Raw genomic sequence first — 16149 nt, forward strand, 5'->3', positions numbered from 1 at the left:
GGCGGTGGGCTGGGACGGCTTGCTGCACACCGATATCAACCTGCTCAAATACCTCGATCAACTGGCCATCGACCTCAACGTCGGCGCCGGCAACTACACGCAGTTGCTCAATACCCAAGCGACCGTGACGCAACTGATTCAGGCCGCAGCGACGGTGGTGCAGCTCAACGGTGCGACCGCGCAAGTGGTCACCGCGCTGGGCCAGTTGCAGGCTGCCGCCATCAATGCGGCGCCGGTCAGACTCGGTGAGATCCTGCAGCTGCAAACCGGCACCACGGCGGCGGGGCTGGATGCCAATCTGCAATTGCTGCAACTGGTGCAGGGCGTGGTGCAACTGGCCAACAGCAAGAGCGCGGTGGCGGCGACCTTGCCGGTCAACGTGCTGGGGCTGGCGGGTGTCACGGTACGGGTGAAGGTGATCGAACCGCCGCAGTTCTCGGCGATTGGCGATCCGGCGCGGGCCAAGGCCGATCCGTTGGGACCGGACCGGATTTATGTGCGCACTGCGCAGGTGCGCACGCTGTTGTCGGTGAATCTGCCGGTGCTCTCGGGGGTGACGGGGCTGACCAATGCGGTGCTGGGCCTGGTCGGTACGCTGACGCCGACGCTCAATGCGCTGTTGAGCCTGAATCTGGTGGACACAATCAATTCAGTGTTCTGCCTGTTGGGCGCCGGTTGCCAACAGCTCGATCCGAAGCTGCTGCCCTCACCGCAGATCGACATCGCGCTGGATGCCGGCGGGGCGAAAAGCTATGTCACCGATTACCGCTGCCCGACCGGCGATACCGACAGCAAAAGCCTGACTGCCGCCACCACGACTTCTCTTGCTGATCTCAAACTCGGCAAGATCGATCCTGTCGCAGCGTTCTCTTCAGTCGCTGAACCGACGGTGGCGCCGCTGCCGCTGGTCGATCTCGGCATCATCACCTGCCACAAGATTCTCGGCATCGGCAGTTGCGATGCCGCCTCCCACGTGCAATACGGCGCCGGCGGCATCGCCCTAAAACTCGACACCAGCGTCGCGCAGACCACGCAGAATCTGCTGTTCTCCAGCACCACACCCTTCGCCACCCCGGCCAATCTGAAACTGCCACCCAGCGTGCTACCGGCCGCGCCGACCAGCAACATCGTCGGCAGCCTGGCGAACACCCTGTCGGGCATCAACCTGATCGTCTACAAACCCGTGGGCAGCAATCCGCTGGGCGCTATCGTCACCGGGGTGGCTTCGTTGATCAGCGACGTCAGCAACCGCTTGTTGCCAGTGGTCACCGGTTTGATCAGTCCCTTGCTCGACCCGTTGTTGAATAATCTGCTCAAAGGCCTGGGCATCAATCTGATGAACACCGAGGTGGGCGCCAACATGACCTGCGGGCAGACCGGCAAGGCCTATCTGGTGATCTGATCATCCGTGGCAATCGGCAATTCGATGCAGAACCGCGCGCCCTCCGTGGAGTTGCGCACGCTCAACTGGCCGCCCATGTTGGCGATGATGCCGTAGCTCACCGACAGGCCCAGACCGGTGCCGACGCCAATCGGCTTGGTGGTGAAGAACGGCTCGAAGATCCGCTCCAGCAAACGCGGATCGATACCGCCGCCATTGTCCTCGACCCACAGCCGCACGCTTTCCTCGTCACGCTCGGCGTAGATCGAAATCCACGGTTTGAACGCTGAGTCGTTGTCGCGTTTGCTGAGCAAGGCGTCACGGGCGTTGACCATCAGATTGATCAGCACCTGCTCCAACTGATCGACGTAGCCGCGCACCTGCGCCTCGAAGCCGGTCTCACTGATGCGCAGATCGACACCTTTGCCGCGCATGCCTTCGGCCAGTAGCGACAGGGTGCCTTCGATGGCTTGGGCCGGGTTGAACAACTGTTGTTCGATTTCCGAGCGCCGGCCGAATACACGCATGTGGTCGACCACCTTCGCTGCGCGCTGCACCTGGGCGTCGATACGGTTGAGTTTGTCGGTCAGATAATCGACCTGCACCTCACCGTTGCCGAGGCGCTTGAGCACGTTGACGATGGCCATGCGCATCACGTTCAGCGGTTGATTGATCTCGTGGGCAAGGCCGGTGGCCATTTCGCCGAGGGTGGCCATTTTCGCGCTTTGGGTGAGTTGCTGTTGCGAGCGGCGCACCTCGGTGTTGTCGCGGCCCACCGCTTGCACTTCGATCAACTGTCCCTGCTCATCGAACACGCCGCGATCCGACCAGACCCACCAGGCGTGTTCGCGTCCGGGCAATTGCAGGCTGATTTCCGCTGTACTCACTGGCTGTTGCGGGGTCAGTTGGCTCAGGCGCTGCACAAAAGCGCCGCGCTGTTCTTCGGACATCCAGCCACCCAGATCAACCCCGGGCAGTTGTTCCGGGGTGCATTCCAGATAAGTCGCCAACGGTCGGTTGCCAAAGATCAGCGTCAGGTCCGGGCGATAACGGCAGATCATCGCCGGCGAGTCCTCGACCAGAATCCGATAGCGCTCTTCGCTTTGCCGCACCTGCTCGGCGGCAAGCGTCGCGTCGGTGACGTCCAGCCACAAGCCCACCGCCTCGACCGGCAGGCCGAGATCATTGCGCAGCAGTTTTGCCTCATCGAGCAGCCAGTGGTACTCGCCACGGTTGTCGCGCAGGCGATAACGCGCACGCACCGAACCTTCGCGCAGCAGCTGGCGGTTGCGCTGGAAATACAGTTCACGGTCGTCGGGATGCACGCGCTCTACCAGTGTTGCTGCATCGCAATCTTCCAGCGTCCAGCCCAGCAAGGGTTGCAGGCTGGCGCTGAAAAACGCCGGGATCAGCGCGCCTTCTGCGTAGCGCTGCACGTAGATCACCGCCGGTGAACTGGCAATCAGATTATCCAGCCGCGCATGGGCGGCAGCGGCGCGCTGTTGTTGATTCTGGATGTCGCTGATGTCGAGCATGAACCCGACCAGACGCCGATGCTCACCGGTGCCGCTGACCTGGCCCTGAATCCGGTACCACGTCGCTGCTGCGCCGGCCTCCGCGCGGTGCAGACGCACGCTCAGGGTCAGCGCTTCTCCTTGCAGTTGCAGGGCGCGCAAACGGCTGCGCAACTCGTCGCGGTCGGCGGGATGAAACAGCGACAGCCAGTCTTCTACCGGCAGCAGGCGATCGCTGAGATCCAGTGCCGAGGCCAGCGTCGGCGCCAGTGCAATCTGCTCTTCGGCAGTGATTTCCCACCAGCCGGTGCCGAGCAGGTTTTGCAGCGAGTCCAGGCGCTCCATCGATTGCACATGGCGCTGCTCGCGCAAGCGGCTGAGCAGCGGCCCGGCCAGCGCGCCGGCCAGGGTCAGCCAGTCGCGATCGGTCAGCCATGGCGCCACGTTGTCGACCGTATAAAACCCACAGAGCAGCCACGCGACCACGCCCTGGTCATTGCTGTAGGGCACGGCGAAACCGTTGGCGTTGCCGAACGTGGCCTGCAATCGCGAATGTTCATAGCGGCCCTGCGGGCCGGCGAGGCGTTGCGGCGCGCTGCCGTTGAGGCTGTCCAGCGGCGTGCCCAGCGGCTGACCGTCCTCCCACAATTGCGGGGCATCGTGGCCGCGAAACTGTTGATGAATTTGCCAGCCCTGGGCCTGTTCATCCAGCAACGCCACGGCGAGGCAGGGGATATGCCAGCGCTGGGCGATGGCCTGCAATTGTTCGCCAAGCACCGTCGGCAGACGCGTCAGGCTGCACGTGCGCAGACGATCGCTGACCTGCGCGGCGAGGGTCTGGCAGGCGTCGCGGTCGCGCGCTTGCTGACGTTCGAGCAACAGGTCGGCGATGTCGAGCATCTGCAATCGCCAGCCATCCTCCAGCGGCTGCACCCAGCCGCGCAGGTGCAGCGGCTGATCATTCAGGCCGCTGAAATCCAGATCGAGCAATTGCCCTTGCCAGTCTCGCGGCTGACCTTCGACGCTCAACAGGCTATGCGGCAGCAGATAGGCGCGGAGCGGCAGCGGCTGACCCTGAGGTTTGTGCTGGGCGAGCAAATGCCGCAGCGGGCCGGCGATCTGCAACACATCGCCGTTGCCATCCAGATAAAAATGCAGGCCGATCGGCGGCGCGCCGAGATGGTCCGGCAAGTCGTGGGCTGCGACGGGGGCGCGCTTGAGCAAGTGCCCGAAAAGCTTATCGCCGGCGGTCAAAATTGCAGGCTCGAGCGGGCGGTGAGGTGCGTGGGCAGATTGGGCACCGTGCCGATCCCGGGCAGCACCAGAAACGGCATGATCTGATTGAGCTTGCTCACCGGGTAATTGACGCTGACGGTCAGGGTGCCAGTCCCCGCGTCGTACGCCGCACTGGTGTCGGTGCCGACCACCAGATTCAAGGCCGAGGGCAGCCATTGCAGTTGTTGGGTCAGCGCGGCATTGGCGGTGTTGACCACCACCGTCGAATAGTTCGGCGTGGCCGGGTCCACCGCAACGCTGCGGCGCACCGCCTCGGCAGTGGCCTGGTTGAACGATTGCATCATCACGAAGGGCAGGCCGTAGCTGACCAGCCCGTAAAACACTGCGAAAAAGATGATGAACACCAAGGCGAATTCGATCGCCACCGCACCTTTTTGCGACCTGCGAAAGCCGTTTTTCATGCGTGCGTCTACCCTGACAGTCACTGCGTAGTATCAGCATAGAATCAATCAGGCAAAACGGACGGCTTTCAGCGGATGCAGATTTCCCTTGTTCTGATCTGGCTGGCGATCTGCGCCGCGCAGGATGCCCGGCAGCGGCGAATTTCCAACATGTTGACCTTGGGCGTAGGTGCGCTGGCGTTGGTCTGGTTGTTGGCGACTGGCACTACTTGGCTGGGCGCCGACGCGGGGCAGGGCGGCTGGGCCTGCCTGATCGCTTTGCTGCTGACGCTGCCGGGGTATTTCTTGGGCCGCATGGGCGCCGGCGATGTGAAATTAATGACAGCTCTGGGTCTTGCGACGAACGGCATATTCGTTCTTGGCGCATTTATCGGCGCGGGCGTGGCCAGCGTGCTGTGGCTGCTGCTCGCGCCAAAAGTCTGGCCTCATATGGCTCAAGGAGTTAGAGAGCATGTGCGTCATCTGGCCCCGGACAAGTCAAAAAAGCTGCCATTTGCGCCGTTCGTGTGGGTAGGTGTAGTGCTTTCGCTGTACTGGATCATCTGATTGCGGGGTGCCACTAGTCCTATGTACATAGTCGGAAAGTGGGTCTACTTTCAATTCAGGCGAATACGCCACCAAAGTGCAGGAATCGTCAGCGTTGGCCGAGCAAATGGAGTGGTTCGTGAACAAGCCTAATTCGGTAAAAATCCTCGTGGTCGATGATCAGCCGCTGATCGTCGAAGAACTCTGTGAGTTTCTCGAGAGCAGTGGCTACCGTTGCGTGCCGTGCGACTCGAGTCTTGAAGCCATCGAGCTGTTCCGGGCGGACCCGGACATCGGTCTGGTGCTGAGTGATTTGCACATGCCGGACATGGACGGCATCGAGTTGATCCAGGCGTTGCAGCGGCTGGCCGGCAAGCAGCGGGTGTTCGAGGCGATCATGCTCACCGGGCGCGCTGACAAGCAGGATGTGATCAAGGCGTTGCGTGCGGGGATTGCCGATTACTATCAGAAGCCGATCGATCTGGCAGAGTTGCTTGAGGGTGTGCAGCGCCAGGAACTGGCTTTGCAGGAACGGCAGAAGAATCTGCATCTGGGGCATTTGAATCAGAAGTTGCAGTTTTTGTCCGAGTCGATTGATGACCTTTATCAGGATCTCGACAAGGTGCGGCGCTCGCCCGTGCCCGTGGTCAGTGATGCTGAACCTGAGTCCGTGGAGATGCCGGCGGTGTTCAGTCAATTGTCGCCCCGGCAGTTGGACGTGGCGCGGTTGGTGGGCAAGGGGCAGACCAATTATCAGATTGCCTGTGAGTTGGGGATTACCGAGAACACGGTGAAGTTGTATGTGTCGCAGGTGTTGCGGTTGACGCATATGCATAATCGGACGCAGTTGGCTTTGGCTTTGTCGCCCAGTGGGTCTGCTGGGCGGCAGCGGGTTACGGCGCATTAATCGGTGAATATCCGTTGCTGCGGTAACGGCTTCTTAGGGTTTCGCCCTTACGGCGAGTCCCTTTTGGCAAACGCCCCAAAAGGAACCAAAAGGTCTGCGCCCTGACGTTCGGCCCCTCGCTGGGGCTCGGTGTTCCTTCGCTCCGGGATCGATCCTGGCGCAGCGGCTACGGTTTTCTTCGCTGCACCTCCTTCCGCTGTGTACGACTGCGTCGTACGGTCGCTGCGCTCCCACGCCCGGATCAATCCCTCCACTCAGCCTGCCGACGGGCTCCCAGATCAAGATCAAAAGCGGTACTCGAGCTTGCGCTCATTGTTTTGAGTGGTAAAAAGCATGCGGTGTCTGGCTTTTGTTTTGCGCTGGATTCGCCCCTCACCCCAGCCCTCTCCCGAGGGAGAGGGAGCCGATTTGCGGGTTGTTCAAAATTTGCATTCGACTCGGTATCTCAGGTCGGCATACCTGACCCAAACAACTCGGTCGGTCCCCTCTCCTCTGGGAGAGGGCTAGGGTGAGGGTGCGTTTGATCTGCTTCAAAATGCATTCGACTCGGTATTTCAGGTCGGTGTACTTCGCCCAAACAACTCGGGTCGGTCCCCTCTCCCTCTGGGAGAGGGCTAGGGTGAGGGTGCTTTTGGTTTTGATTGTTTAAATCTGTGTCTGATTTGCCAGAACCTTCCCACAAGGTTTTCAGGTTGTCCGTCGGACGTCGGGTCACTAGTCTCTGGCTGTCGCTGACAACTCAGCGGTCAGGTGTGGAAACCTGAAATTCAAGTAGTTGCTTTGCATTGCTACCGTAATCGTTGTCGGCGTGTTCGTTCGTCTGCAAACTGTGTCGCGGCGGCTGTGCGTGGGCAGACTTTGGTCTGGCCGGTTGCCTACTTATCGGTTTTCCACCCTGCGTACAGCTGCCACCTTTTGTCGTGTGGAAACGACAGAAGAGGGCGTCACAGCCAAGTAGGAGTTCTCATGGACAAACTGATCCCAGACCCACCCCCATCCCCCGCCACCCCGCTCGAAGACGCCATGCGCGCCGACGATCTGGTGAAAAACCGCGAAGCGATAAAACGCGCGCTCGATTTCTATCTCTGCCCCGAACCTGCAAAACCGCACCCGCCCAGCACGCTGTTCATGGTGGTGCCCAATGTCGATACGGAAAGCCTGTTGGCGCATGCCTGTGAGTCGCTGGCGTCAGCGAGTGCGATGGCGAGTAATTTCGCTGGTGAGTTGAGCGGGTTTCAGCGCAGCACGGCGTTGGCAATTCAGCAGATTGTCATGCTGGCGGAGTTGGCGGTGAATCGGGCGCTGGATCGGGTGGATCCGCAGAGCTGAAACCGCGTTATCGTTCTTCGCGAGCAGGCTCGCTCCCACCGAAAGCACGCGGTCGACTGTGGGAGCGAGCTTGCTCGCGAAGGGGCCTTTAAGCGCACCACCAAACTAATTCTTGCTCTCGATCTTCCCGCCCGCATCCGGATCGTAAAAATCCGGTATCTCGTACTGGTATTTCTTCAGCCAACGCTGCATCGCCAGTTCGCGTTCGGTGGCGGTGGCGCTTTGCGGTTTGGGCGAGGCGGCTTTGTTGCGGCTTTGCAGGACCAGCCAGCCTTCGGTTTCCTGTTGTTGCGCCGAGGCCGGGCCGGTGTCGATGGCGTGGGCGGTGAGGGGCAGGGTGAGCAGGGTCAGGTAGCACAGGCCTTTGCGGATAGTCATGGCTGTCTCCTATTCGAGCGTCGGCGGTAGCGGGTCGATGAAGGCGGCGACGCGGTCGCCGGGGGTGTTTTTGGCGTTGGTCGGGGCTTTGAGTTTTTCCGCGCGTTGCTGCGCTTCGGTGAATTGTTCCGGGGTCAGTTTCGAGCGGCTGACGACCTCTGCTGCTTGCGGCCAGTCGTTCTGGTAGAGCAGCAGGGTGACCATGTTCAGCGTCGCCAACTGATTGTTCTGGCTCAGTTCGATGGCGGTGAGGAATTCGAATTTCGCTTCGTTGAGGCGCAGTTGGTTGAGGTAGACCACGCCGAGGTCATTGCGGATTTTCTCGTCGGTGGGCGCCAGGCGCGCGGCGCGTTGCAGGTGGGCCTGGGCCTGGCCGTTGTCGCCACGGGCGGCGTAGACCTGGCCCAGGCCATGTTCGGCCTGGGCGGTGAGGCAGCCGCCAAGCAGGCTGCGGTAGAGCGGCTCGGCTTCGCTGCGACCGAGCAGGCGATAGACCTTGGCTTTGCGCAGGCGCACTTCGCTGAGGTTGTCCGGCAGGCTTTGCAGGTTGGCGAGGCTGGCGTGGAGCTTGCCGTCGCTGGCCAGATCATCGGCGAGGTTCAGCGACAGTTCCTGCTCCGACGTGAGTTTGCTGCAGCTGGACGGCGACAGCAGCGAGGTCCACGGCGCCTGGCCATCCGTGGCGCAGCCGCTGAGCAGCAACAGACTTGCCATGACTATCAGTACTTTCATCAAACGCTCTCCATGAGCCAAGGTCAGTTTGCGAACGCGCGGGCAATGGCGGTGAAGCCCGGGCCGGCCAGTACGATCAGCAGGGCGGGAAACAGAAACAGCATCATCACCACCGACATCTTCGCCGACATTTTCGAGATGTATTCCTGCAGCCGGGTCAGGCGTCGGTCGTCCAGTAATTGCTTGAGCGCCAGCAGTGATTTCATCGCACCGCCGCCCTGGTGGATCAGTTGCTGGAGGATCACGCAGGTGTCGGTGAATTCGTCCACCGCGAGCATCACTGCGGTCTTGTTCAGCTCCTGCCCCAGCTCCAGACCGGAGTCGACGCGGCTGAGGATCAGGCGCAGTTCGCTGGTCAGTTTCGGCAGCAGTTTCTGCGCTTCGACGCTGAGCACGCGCAACGCTTGTTCCACGGCCATGCCGGATTCGAAGAGGATGCGCAGCAGCGGTATGAACGTGGAAATTTCCACGGCGATGGTTTTCTGTCGGCGGGCGGCGGCGTAGGCGAGCAGGCGTTTGGGCAGTAAATAGCCGCCGCCCGCAGCGAACATCGGCGCCATCCAGCGGTGGCTGGTCTGCGGAAAAAACACTTCCTGCAAGAAGATCGCCAGCCCCACAGCGAGCAGCGGCGTGCCGATTTGGCAGGCGGCGAAGAGCGCGCGTTCGTTGGCGCGGCGCCAGCCGAGGCGGCCGAGCAGGGTCTGGGTTTCGCTGTCGATGCTCACCGAGCCCCGGCCGAAACGGCTGTTGCCCAGCGCGCGCAGCCAGTGGCCGAAACGGTTCTCCCGCACCAATTGGCCGTGCAAGCGCTGATGCACCTGACGCACGCGGCGGCGCTCGGTGAGCAGGTGATTGCCCAGCAATAACAGCGAACCAAGGAGCAACAACAACGCCGCGAGCCAGACCATCTCAAACGCTCCGCAACATGCGCCACAGCGCCAGACTGCCCAACACCTGCAACACGGCGGCGCTGAGCAGCATGGTCTGGCCGCTTTCGTCGTGCCACATGCCGAGCATGTAGCCGGGGTTGGTCAGCATGAAGTAGCTCACCAGAATCAGCGGCAGCAAACCGAGCACCCAAGCGGTCATGCGCGTTTCCCCCGTCAACGCGCGCAACTGCCGCGCGCCCTGGTCGCGCTCGCGGATCAGTTTGATCAGATTCTCCAGCAACTCGCTGGCGTTGCCGCCGTAGCGGTGATTGACCTTCAGGCCGAGGGCGAACATGCGCAATTCGTCCTGCTCGTAGAGCTCGGCAAAATCGCTGACCGCATCGGGCAGGTTCACCCCCAGTTGCACGTTGCGCTGCACCCGGCCCATGGCCGCTTTCAAGGGATCTTCACTGGCCTCGATGCCGCCCAGCACCGCATCGCTCAGCGTGCGCCCGGACTTGAGGCTGCGCACGGTGTGGTCGAGCAGTTGCGGCAGTTGTTCGATCATGCGGCGGATCCGCCGTCGGTAGCGAATGGCGATGTACAACCGCAACGCCACGGGCGGGACGAGCAACATGATCAGCAAACCAACCCAGCTCCCGAGCAGAAATCCCAGGCCCATGGCCGCCGCCCACAGGCTCAGCCACAGGCCGAAACGCTCGCTCGGCTGACCGAGGCCGGCACGCAAAAACATGCGCTCCAATCCCACCCATTTCGTCTGTTCCACGGCCAATTGCGGTTGCCCCGCAGCGAGTCGATTGAGGACTTTTTCCGTCGCGGTCTTGCGCAGGCCTTGCAGGAACAGATAGATCGACAGCCCGAGCAGCATCAGGCAAATGGCGATAAGAATGATCGGTCCCAGCATCTGCGTGCTCCTCGCCGTCAGCCCAGGTGAGCGTCTTGGCGCAGCTTGTCGCCGGCCGGGTTGACCGCTTCGCGGACAAAGCCGAACCCCGTGCGGCGGTCGAGGCGGAACAGGGTGTTGGTGACGTAGACGTCCTCGCGGATGCCGACCACTTCCACCACTTCGCTGACGCAGCGCCGGCCATCGGGCATGCGCGTCAGTTGAATGATCACGTCGAGGGCGGCGCAGATCATCTGGCGCAAGGTGCGTTCGGCGATCGAGCGCCCGGTCAGGCCGACCAGCGTCTCCAGACGCAGCAACGCGTCCTGGGCATTGTTGGCATGCACGGTGCTCATCGAACCGTCGTGGCCGGTGTTCATCGCGGTGAGCACGTCGACCACTTCGACGCCTCGGATCTCGCCAAGAATGATCCGGTCGGGACGCATGCGCAGGGCGTTGCGAATCAGGTCGCTGGCCTTGACCTCGCCATGACCCTCGGCATTCGGCGGACGGGTTTCCAGACGCACCACATGCGGATGGCCGAGTTGCAGTTCGGCGACGTCTTCGATGGTCACCAGCCGTTCGTGCGGGTTGATCAACTGGCTGAGGATGTTCAGCAGCGTGGTCTTGCCGGTGCCGGTGCCGCCACTGATCAGGATGTTGCAGCGCCTGCCCACGGCGTTCTGCAGGAACTCGAAAATCGCCAGATCGATGGTCTGCATCGCCATCAGGTCGGTGCTCTTGAGCATGTCCTTGCGGAACTTGCGGATCGACAGGCACGGGCCGTCGAGGGCGATCGGCGGGATGATCGCGTTGACCCGGCTGCCATCGGGCAGGCGCGCATCGACCATCGGCGAGGACTCATCGAGGCGGCGCCCCAGCGGCGCAAGGATGCGTTGCATGACCCGCTCGACATGATGCGCATCGATAAAACGCAGATCGCTTTGATGCAGTACGCCGTCGCGCTCGATGAACACCCGGTGCGGGCCGTTGACCAGAATTTCCGTCACCGACGGGTCGCGCAGCAGGACTTCCAGTGGGCCGAATCCGGTGAGTTCGTCGACGATTTCTTCGCCGAGGCGCTCCATCTCGTAGCGCGAGATCGCCAGGTGCAAACGCGCGATGTATTCGGCAACCTTATCGGTGACGAACTGCGCCAGTTGCTGGCGTGAACCTTCCAGCAGGTTTTTCCCTGACTCCTCGATGGCGTCGATGATGTAGCGGTGCAGGACCAGTTTCAGGCCTTCGTGATCGCTGTTACCGATCGCTCCGCGTGGCGTCGCGCCAAAGAGTTTTTCTGCGCTCATGAGTGACCTCGCAGACGGTCGAACCAGGTGACTTTCGGTTTGCTCAGGCCTTCGGAGCGTTTCGCCAAGCGCTCGCCGAGGGTGCGCAGGCTCTGGGTGAGTTTCTCCCGGGGCGCCAGTTCGAACAGACTCACGCCCTGGTTTTTCGCGTTCAGGCGCACGTCGGGACTGAACGCCAGCACGGCGATGACTTCCAGATTGAAGGTCTTGCCCAGGGTCTCGGCATCCGGCGCGACGTTGTTCAGGTAGCGATCGATCAGCAAGCGCCCGTGCTCGAGCTTCATGCCTTTCTCGCGCCATTGGTTGAGCACGGCGAGGTTGCGTCGGCAGTTGAGTACGTTCTGGTCGGTGTACCACAGCAGTTTGTCGCAATGGCTGACGAAGGTGCGCAACGCTTCACTGTCGGCCTGCCCGGTGAGGTTCACGACAATGTGCTGGAAGTGCTGGCGCAAGGCGCTGAGCAGCATGTACAGCTCGGCGGCACTGGTGGATTCCAGCGGCTCGTCAGTGTTGGCGTAGGCAAGAATGCGCAGGCCGTGCTCGGCGCTGGTGAAAGCGCTGTCGATCAGCGTGGCGTCGAGGCGGCGCAAATGACGCAGGGCATCGCCGAAGTGAAACGAACTCTCCAGACCCAACAGCGCCAGACTATCGCCACGCGGCAGACCGAGGTCGAGCAGCAGGGTTTGCTGGCCGCTTTTCTGCACGACCATGGCCATGTGATTGGCGATCAAGGCGCCGTCCGACGCGCCTTGCACACCGTACAGAACGGTGAGGCCGCCGAGCTGGGTGCTAGGTGTAACGGCCGGCAGACGCTTACTCAGGCGCCGCACCAGTCCGGCGACTTCGCTGGAACGCGAGCCATAGGCCACGAAATCCCGTGCGCCGGCGCGCATTGCATTGAGCACCAGCTGATTGTCCATGCCGTCGCCGAGAGCAACGATCGCCAGCATCGGCTTGGCTTCCAGCGCACCTTCGATGAGCGCGCTCTGCGCCACGACATGCTCGCGGTCGAGACCGACGAAGACCAGATTGGCGAACGTTACATCGACCAGTGCGAGCAATTCGTCGAGGCTGCCGGCACCGGCGCTGATGACCTGGCCCAGTGGCGCGAGGGCGCTTTGCAGCCATTCCAGATCGGTGCTGTTGCGGGTGATGGCGAGGAAGGTCTGACTGAGATTCTGGTTCATTGCGACAACCCGCTGCGCTTGTCGAAGTTGCCGTTCTCGAGGAAGAACATGCGATAGAAATTCGGGTCGTAATTGCGCAGTTTCTCTCCCGGCAACGACGGCAGTCGCGCGTCTGCCGCCAGTGGCTGGACCAGATGCGGGGTGACGATCATCAGCAGCTCGCGCTCTTCGCGTTTGATCTGCGAACCTTTGAAAAACGCGCCGAGGATGGGAATGTCGCCCAGGCCGGGAAACTTGTTCACCTGCGAACTGTTAGTGGTACTGATCAAACCGCTGATGACAAAACTTTCGCCATCACCCAGCGACACGCTGGTGTCGGTGCGGCGAATGGTCAGCGCCGGAACGGTGGTGCCGGCGATGTTCACCGCGTTGGCAAAATCCAGTTCGCTGACCTCCGGGGCGACCTTCAGCGCGATGCGATCGCGGCCGATGATGGTTGGCGTCAGGGTCAGGCGGATGCCGAATTCCTTGTACTCGATCGACACGCTGTCGCTGCCGGAACTGGGCACCGGAATCGGGATTTCCCCGCCGGCCAGGAAGCTCGCACTCTGCCCGTTCAACGCCACCAGACTCGGCCGTGCCAGGGTGTAGGCGAAGCCGCTGGTTTCCAGGGCGTTGATGATCGCCATGGTCTTGCCACCGACCCAGGAGAAATTGAACAGCGAGTTATCCACCGGCAGGCGCGGCTGCGGCACGCCGTCGATCGGTGGCAGCGTGCCGGGCGAACCGAACAGGAAATTGCCGCGCGTGCCGATCAGCGACGCCGTGGCTTCCTTGAGTTTGGTGCGGCTGACTTCGACGAAACGGATGTCGGTCTGCACTTGCGACGGCAGGGTCGGATCGTCGGACGGCACGCTGCTGGTCAGCGCCGTGGTCGCCGCGCCCTGGACAAAGACCATGGCTTTCTGCGGCTGCGCCGAGCAGGCGGTCCAGACCATCAGGCTGGTCGCGCCGGGGCCGACGCCCGTGAGCAAAAAGGACGAACCGCCATTGGCATGCACGTCGGCAATTTTCGGGTCGCCCACTGCCAGCCGAGTGATTGCCACCGATGACTGCATGTCCTGCTGGAAGCCTTCACCGATTTCGATCACCGAGGGCAGGCGCGGCAGTGCCGAGCAATTGCCCACCGCCGCGAAGGCGCTGTCCATCGTCAATCCCAACAACAGCAAGGCCCGGAGCGCCGGTTTCAATGTCGGTCTGAGTCGACTCTGCATGCACGTGAATCCTTGCGCAGTCATGGGGTTTGTTGGCTGATCTGGTTGCCGCGAATGATTTCCACCGCAGGCCTGGGCGCCGCGCCGGCACCGGCGGTGGCAGGTGTTTTTTGCGCGCTGCCCAGGGCGAGTTGAGTGAACTGGAAAAGCTGGCTGTTGGCGCGATCCAGGTGCGCGGGCGATTGCGCTTCGCCGGCCCAGTATTTGGCCAGCCGCTGTTCTTCGCTGCTGCGCACCGCGAGACGCAAGGTGCCGACTTGAGTGGCAAGCATCAGGCGGCTGAGCAGTTGTTCCGGCACCGCCAGCACCACTGTGCGTGCGGCGATGCGGCGCTGGTCCTGTTTGATTTTTTCTTCGGCGCTGAGGCTCGGCGATGCCGGTTGGCCGTCGTTGGTCAGGCCGTAATGATCGCCAATTCCGAGCACGCGCAGGGCCGGAACGGCGATCTGCGCCGACTGCTGCAGATTGCTCGCGTCCTCGCGCAGATACAGCAGCACATCGACGTAATCCCCCGGCAGCAACTGCCCGGCGGCACCGATCACTTCATCGACGGCCACGGTGAGCGCGCGCTCGTCGCGGCGAATCATCCGCGCCAACGCACCGCCAGCCTGGAAGCTTTCGTCATTGAGCCAGGTGCCGGCGCTGAGGTGGCGCCAAGGTGTGCGGCCGACTGCTTGTTCGATGCTGGTCAGGCTGCCGGCCGGTGCGCTGCGCAGTTTTTCCACGGTCACATCGGCGGCGGTCAACGGCGTGAACGGCGCTACATCGTGGAGCAGTACCACCACCGGTTGGCGGGTCTGGTCTTCGGCAATCGCGACAGTCTGTTCAATGCTGACCGCTGGGGCGACGGGCGCCTCGGCGACCGGGGCCGGCTGACGACTGAGCACCAGCCCCCAGTAACCGACAAAAACCGCGCCGAGCAACAGCAACGCGGCTAGGCCCATGGTGACGCGACTGTTCATGACGGCTCTCCCTTTCCTGCTGCACAACCGATTGCATTTGCTTGCGAAAGGCGGACTGAATCGGCAGCTATGAACATGCAACTATTTCGCTATTTCCAAGCTAGCTGATCCAAGCAAAAGCGCCATTAATGACAGGCAAATAACCCACCAAAGTATGAGTCCTGGCCAATTAACAGCAGGAAATGGCCGGGACACATTGGGATTAATGCTTTGTGATTAATGCGTTCTTACAGTTGTTGGGCGGGGGTTTGTTGACAATGCTCAGGTGGCACGGTGGAACCTTGCCGCGGTGGTGATGTCGGCGCCAGAGGCGCGAAGGAGTGGACCTATGTTTCGTATGACTTTTGATTATGTGATCGCCAAGGCTCGCGCGTTTGCCCGCAGTGAAGAGGGTGCTTCGGCGATCGAGTATGCGATTGTGGTGGCGATGGTGGCGGTGGTGGTTGTGGCGTTCATTACGCCGATTGGAGATCGGATCCTGGCGATATTCAACAGCATTTTGAATGCACTTCCGGCGGCACCGGCTCCTTAAGCACCCTTCTATTTTTATGAACTCTGCACCTGGCTGATATCGCACTACACTGGATTTACCTTTCAGTATTCAGGTATTGCCTATGAACGCGTCTTCGTCGTCCCGCCAACAACTGCTTCTGGTTGATGATGAAGAAGACGCGTTGCTGGAGTTGGCGGAGTTGCTGGAGGGGGAGGGGTTTGTCTGTCACACCGCGACGTCGGTGAAGCTCGCGCTGCATCATCTGACCCGGCATCCGGATATTGCTCTGGTGATTACTGATCTGCGTATGCCGGAGGAGTCCGGCATGTCGTTGATCAGGCGGTTGCGTGAGCATACGTCGCGGGCGCATTTGCCGGTGATTGTGATGTCGGGGCATGCGGATATGGAGGATGTCAGCGATATGTTGCGGTTGCAGGTGCTGGATCTGTTTCGCAAGCCGATTTATCACGTTAGGTTGTTGGAGACTCTCGATAATTTGTTTCCCAAGCCTCGGGTTGGGGCTGGGTGAACTCGGCGGCCTTTGGGCCGACCGTGTTCTTGGGGGGTGGGGGAATACCCGTTGCTGCGGGTGTTGCGGCTGGCGGTTTCGCCCTTACGGCGACTTACTTTTTTACAAGCGCCTAAAAAAGTAAGCAAAAAACGCTTGCTCCTACGTTCGGCCCTCGCAGGCTCGGGTTCCTTCGCTCCGGGATCGATCCGGGCGCAGCGGCTACGGTTTGCTTCGCTGCA

General features: G+C 61.6%; 16 protein-coding genes. 6 read left to right on the forward strand and 10 right to left on the reverse strand.

Annotated features, from left to right (window positions below):
- On the forward strand, positions 1-1402 hold a 1402-nt coding region (locus tag V8J63_RS25130; RefSeq protein ID WP_336464795.1), incomplete at its 5' end, for a hypothetical protein.
- Here V8J63_RS25130 and V8J63_RS25135 read toward each other — a convergent pair.
- Both V8J63_RS25135 and V8J63_RS25140 read right to left on the reverse strand, forming a co-directional pair.
- Complete coding sequence (locus tag V8J63_RS25135; RefSeq protein WP_336464796.1) at positions 1387-4149, reverse strand: PAS domain-containing sensor histidine kinase; 2763 nt, start codon at positions 4147-4149, stop codon at positions 1387-1389. The two genes, V8J63_RS25130 and V8J63_RS25135, sit on opposite strands and share 16 nt — an antisense overlap.
- The gene (locus V8J63_RS25140; protein ID WP_125926225.1) at positions 4146-4592 is read right to left on the reverse strand and encodes a TadE/TadG family type IV pilus assembly protein; all 447 of its coding nucleotides are present in this window, start codon (positions 4590-4592) and stop codon (positions 4146-4148) included. The genes V8J63_RS25135 and V8J63_RS25140 overlap by 4 nt, the downstream gene beginning before the upstream one ends.
- Positions 4593-4667: 75 nt before the next feature.
- On the opposite strand from V8J63_RS25140, the gene V8J63_RS25145 reads away from it, so the two are divergent.
- From V8J63_RS25145 to V8J63_RS25155, 3 genes are all read left to right on the forward strand, one after another.
- Positions 4668-5138: an A24 family peptidase gene (locus V8J63_RS25145; RefSeq protein WP_125926224.1), complete on the forward strand. Its 471-nt coding sequence runs from the start codon at positions 4668-4670 to the stop codon at positions 5136-5138.
- Positions 5139-5256: 118 nt separating this feature from the next.
- A complete protein-coding gene (locus tag V8J63_RS25150; protein WP_125926223.1) occupies positions 5257-6024 on the forward strand; it encodes a response regulator transcription factor in 768 nt (255 codons plus the stop codon).
- 966 nt (positions 6025-6990) lie between these two features.
- Positions 6991-7353, forward strand: a complete 363-nt coding sequence (locus V8J63_RS25155) for a DUF6124 family protein (RefSeq protein ID WP_122707826.1) — start codon at positions 6991-6993, stop codon at positions 7351-7353.
- Between the two features lie 105 nt (positions 7354-7458).
- Here the strand turns inward: V8J63_RS25155 and V8J63_RS25160 are convergent, their stop codons facing one another.
- From V8J63_RS25160 to cpaB, 8 genes are read right to left on the reverse strand one after another with little or no spacing between them, the layout of a single operon-like run.
- Positions 7459-7731, reverse strand: a complete 273-nt coding sequence (locus V8J63_RS25160) for a DUF3613 domain-containing protein (protein ID WP_024011439.1) — start codon at positions 7729-7731, stop codon at positions 7459-7461.
- Positions 7732-7740: 9 nt separating this feature from the next.
- The gene (locus V8J63_RS25165) at positions 7741-8463 is read right to left on the reverse strand and encodes a tetratricopeptide repeat protein (protein WP_125926221.1); all 723 of its coding nucleotides are present in this window, start codon (positions 8461-8463) and stop codon (positions 7741-7743) included.
- 23 nt (positions 8464-8486) lie between these two features.
- Positions 8487-9371 carry a type II secretion system F family protein gene (locus V8J63_RS25170; protein WP_125926220.1) on the reverse strand — a complete coding sequence of 295 codons (885 nt, stop codon included), beginning with the start codon at positions 9369-9371 and terminating at the stop codon, positions 8487-8489.
- A 1-nt stretch (position 9372) separates the two neighbouring features.
- A complete protein-coding gene (locus tag V8J63_RS25175; RefSeq protein ID WP_125926219.1) occupies positions 9373-10257 on the reverse strand; it encodes a type II secretion system F family protein in 885 nt (294 codons plus the stop codon).
- Between the two features lie 17 nt (positions 10258-10274).
- Entirely contained in the window at positions 10275-11543 is a 1269-nt protein-coding gene (locus V8J63_RS25180) for a CpaF family protein (RefSeq protein ID WP_039763729.1), read from the reverse strand.
- Complete coding sequence (locus V8J63_RS25185; protein WP_336464797.1) at positions 11540-12730, reverse strand: AAA family ATPase; 1191 nt, start codon at positions 12728-12730, stop codon at positions 11540-11542. Before V8J63_RS25185 ends, V8J63_RS25180 begins: the two co-directional genes overlap by 4 nt.
- Complete coding sequence (locus V8J63_RS25190) at positions 12727-13944, reverse strand: type II and III secretion system protein family protein (RefSeq protein ID WP_336464798.1); 1218 nt, start codon at positions 13942-13944, stop codon at positions 12727-12729. Before V8J63_RS25190 ends, V8J63_RS25185 begins: the two co-directional genes overlap by 4 nt.
- 20 nt (positions 13945-13964) lie before the next feature.
- A complete protein-coding gene (gene cpaB, locus V8J63_RS25195; protein WP_336464799.1) occupies positions 13965-14906 on the reverse strand; it encodes a Flp pilus assembly protein CpaB in 942 nt (313 codons plus the stop codon).
- Between the two features lie 337 nt (positions 14907-15243).
- Here cpaB and V8J63_RS25200 point away from each other — a divergent pair, with 337 nt between their 5' ends.
- Together V8J63_RS25200 and V8J63_RS25205 are read left to right on the forward strand one after the other, a co-directional pair.
- Positions 15244-15438: a Flp family type IVb pilin gene (locus V8J63_RS25200; RefSeq protein ID WP_051600590.1), complete on the forward strand. Its 195-nt coding sequence runs from the start codon at positions 15244-15246 to the stop codon at positions 15436-15438.
- An 82-nt stretch (positions 15439-15520) separates the two neighbouring features.
- Entirely contained in the window at positions 15521-15928 is a 408-nt protein-coding gene (locus tag V8J63_RS25205) for a response regulator (protein ID WP_130927031.1), read from the forward strand.
- Positions 15929-16149 lie beyond the last annotated feature (221 nt).

The organism is Pseudomonas sp. CCNWLW23 (assembly GCF_037095675.1).
Taxonomy (GTDB): domain Bacteria; phylum Pseudomonadota; class Gammaproteobacteria; order Pseudomonadales; family Pseudomonadaceae; genus Aquipseudomonas; species Aquipseudomonas atacamensis.

What these genes read in the sequence shown, in the direction of transcription:
- V8J63_RS25155 (WP_122707826.1), top strand. Translation starts at nt 6,991, where the DNA reads ATGGACAAACTGATCCCAGACCCACCCCCATCCCCCGCCACCCCGCTC.
- V8J63_RS25170 (WP_125926220.1), bottom strand. Translation starts at nt 9,371, where the DNA reads ATGGTCTGGCTCGCGGCGTTGTTGTTGCTCCTTGGTTCGCTGTTATTG.
- V8J63_RS25200 (WP_051600590.1), top strand. Translation starts at nt 15,244, where the DNA reads ATGACTTTTGATTATGTGATCGCCAAGGCTCGCGCGTTTGCCCGCAGT.
- V8J63_RS25165 (WP_125926221.1), bottom strand. Translation starts at nt 8,463, where the DNA reads ATGAAAGTACTGATAGTCATGGCAAGTCTGTTGCTGCTCAGCGGCTGC.
- V8J63_RS25205 (WP_130927031.1), top strand. Translation starts at nt 15,521, where the DNA reads ATGAACGCGTCTTCGTCGTCCCGCCAACAACTGCTTCTGGTTGATGAT.
- cpaB (WP_336464799.1), bottom strand. Translation starts at nt 14,906, where the DNA reads ATGAACAGTCGCGTCACCATGGGCCTAGCCGCGTTGCTGTTGCTCGGC.
- V8J63_RS25180 (WP_039763729.1), bottom strand. Translation starts at nt 11,543, where the DNA reads ATGAGCGCAGAAAAACTCTTTGGCGCGACGCCACGCGGAGCGATCGGT.
- V8J63_RS25140 (WP_125926225.1), bottom strand. Translation starts at nt 4,592, where the DNA reads ATGAAAAACGGCTTTCGCAGGTCGCAAAAAGGTGCGGTGGCGATCGAA.
- V8J63_RS25185 (WP_336464797.1), bottom strand. Translation starts at nt 12,730, where the DNA reads ATGAACCAGAATCTCAGTCAGACCTTCCTCGCCATCACCCGCAACAGC.
- V8J63_RS25175 (WP_125926219.1), bottom strand. Translation starts at nt 10,257, where the DNA reads ATGCTGGGACCGATCATTCTTATCGCCATTTGCCTGATGCTGCTCGGG.
- V8J63_RS25160 (WP_024011439.1), bottom strand. Translation starts at nt 7,731, where the DNA reads ATGACTATCCGCAAAGGCCTGTGCTACCTGACCCTGCTCACCCTGCCC.
- V8J63_RS25145 (WP_125926224.1), top strand. Translation starts at nt 4,668, where the DNA reads ATGCAGATTTCCCTTGTTCTGATCTGGCTGGCGATCTGCGCCGCGCAG.
- V8J63_RS25190 (WP_336464798.1), bottom strand. Translation starts at nt 13,944, where the DNA reads ATGCAGAGTCGACTCAGACCGACATTGAAACCGGCGCTCCGGGCCTTG.